This window comes from Pseudomonas sp. (assembly GCF_049590575.1).
GTDB lineage: Bacteria > Pseudomonadota > Gammaproteobacteria > Pseudomonadales > Pseudomonadaceae > Aquipseudomonas.
The window spans coordinates 1-2,318 of sequence record NZ_JBAWDE010000039.1; the positions used below are offsets into that span (position 1 = coordinate 1).

At 62.6% G+C, this 2,318-nt stretch carries 2 protein-coding genes; both read right to left on the reverse strand.

Annotation, left to right across the window (positions count from 1 at the left end):
• Positions 1-104 precede the first annotated feature (104 nt).
• Positions 105-929 (reverse strand): ABC transporter permease, encoded by an 825-nt coding sequence (locus tag WBR57_RS03155; protein WP_424082039.1) that lies wholly within the window; start codon positions 927-929, stop codon positions 105-107.
• 12 nt (positions 930-941) lie between these two features.
• Positions 942-2,174: an ABC transporter permease gene (locus tag WBR57_RS03160; protein WP_424082041.1), complete on the reverse strand. Its 1,233-nt coding sequence runs from the start codon at positions 2,172-2,174 to the stop codon at positions 942-944.
• Positions 2,175-2,318: the final 144 nt, after the last annotated feature.

Here is a 2,318-nt window from a genome sequence, read left to right on the forward strand (position 1 = left end):
TGTGGGAGCGGGCTTGCTCGCGAATGGGGTCTGTCAGTGACTAATTGTTTAGCTGACACACTGCATTCGCGAGCAAGCCCCACATTATTGATCCCGGCCGGGCTTCAGACCTGCGCGGTGCGCAATTTCTCGCTGCGGCCGCGCAACCATTCCAGGGTCAGCAACAGCAGCACCGAGAAGGCAATCAGCAAGGTCGCCGCAGCCGCAATCGTCGGGCTGAGGTTTTCGCGGATACCGCTGAACATCTGGCGCGGCAAGGTCGCTTGCTCGGGGCCGGCGAGGAACAGCGTCACCACCACTTCATCAAAGGAGGTGGCGAAGGCAAACAGCGCGCCGGAGATCACCCCCGGCGCGATCAGCGGCAAGGTCACCCGGCGAAACGCGATCAACGGCGAAGCACCCAGGCTGGCCGCCGCGCGCACCAGGTTATGGTTGAAACCCTGCAAGGTCGCTGACACGGTGATGATCACAAACGGCACGCCAAGCACCGCGTGCACCACGATCAGCGAGAAGTAGCTGTTGCCCAGGCCCAGCGGCGCGAAGAACAGGTAACTGGCCACGCCGATAATCACCACCGGCACCACCATCGGCGAAATCACCAAGGCCATCACCAGCGCCTTGCCGGGGAAGTTGCCGCGGGTCAGGCCAATCGCCGCCAACGTGCCAAACACCATCGCCAGCACCGTGGCCGCCGGGGCGACGATGATGCTGTTCTTCAGCGCGCGCATCCACTCTGCCGAGGCGAAGAAGTCCTGGTACCAGTGCAGCGAGAAGCCTTGCAGCGGGTACACCAGGAAACTGCCGCTGTTGAACGACAGCGGGATAATCACCAGCACCGGCAGGATCAGGAACAGCAGGATCAAGCCGCAGAGAATCCGCAAGCTGTAGAACCACACCCGTTCCACCGGTGACATATAAGGGCTCAGCATCGCAAGGTCTCCTCAGCTCAGGCGCAGGCGACTGGCGCCCACCAGCCGGTTGTAGATCAGGTACAGCAGCACGGTCGCCAGCAGCAGCAAGCCGCCCAAGGCCGTGGCCATGCCCCAGTTGATGCTGGTGTTGGTGTAGAACGCCACGAAGTAGCTGACCATCTGGTCGTTCGGGCTGCCGAGCAGTGCCGGCGTGATGTAGTAACCAATCGCCAGGATGAACACCAGCAGGCAACCGGCGCCGACACCGGCATAGGTTTGCGGGAAGTACACGCGCCAGAAACTGGCGAACGGGTGGCAACCCAGGGAAATCGCCGCGCGCATATACGTTGGCGAAATGCCCTTCATCACGCTGTAGATCGGCAGAATCATGAACGGCAGCAGAATGTGCACCATGGAGATGTAGACCCCGGTGCGGTTGAACACCAGCTCCACCGGTTTATCCACCAGCCCCAGGCCCATCAGCGCGCTGTTGATCAGCCCGCCGGACTGCAGCAACACGATCCACGCGGCGACGCGCACCAGGATCGAGGTCCAGAACGGCAGCAACACCAGGATCATCAGCAAGTTGCTTTTGCGCGCCGGCAGGTTGGCCAGCAAGTACGCCAGCGGGTAGGCCAGCAACAGGCAGACGGCGGTGATCACCAGGCCCATCCAGAAGGTGCGGGCGAAGATGTCCAGGTAGATCGCTTGGTCCGGGGTGGCCGGGGCCACTTCACCGAGGTCGTCGATGCGGTGATCGACGGCCGCCAGCAGGTAATACGGCGTAAGGCTGCTGGTATTGCGCCGGATCGCCTGCCAGTACGCCGGGTCGCCCCAACGTTCGTCGAGGTTCTCCAGCGCTTCTTTATAGGAGGCGGGCGTTTCGCTGAACGGCAACGCCCGCGCGGTTTTGGTCAGCAGGCTGCGATAGCCGGCCAGTTCCATATTCAAGCGTTTGGACAGGTCGCCCAACGTCTGGTTGGCGCGCGCCTCGCCCAGGTCTTCGCTGAGGGCCTGGTACACCGGCTCGCCCGGCAAGCCGCGACCGTCCCAGGTCTTGACCGCCACCACAGTACGCGGCAAGCCGCCGACCACTTCCGGGTTGCCGACGCTTTTGTAGAGCAGCGCAACGATCGGCACCAGGAACACCAGCAGCAAAAACAGCACCAGCGGCGCAATCAAGGCCTGGGCCTTCCAGCGGTTGAGCCGCTCGGCACGCGCCAGGCGCTGCTTGAGGGTGGGGCCAGGAATGGCGATAGCCATGGCAAACTCCGATGATGAAAATGAATGCAATCTGCCCAACACAGCAGATCCCCTGTGGGAGCGGGCTTGCTCGCGAAAGCAGAGTGTCAGTCGATGCAGGTGTTAACTGACCCACCGCATTCGCGAGCAAGCCCGCTCCCACAT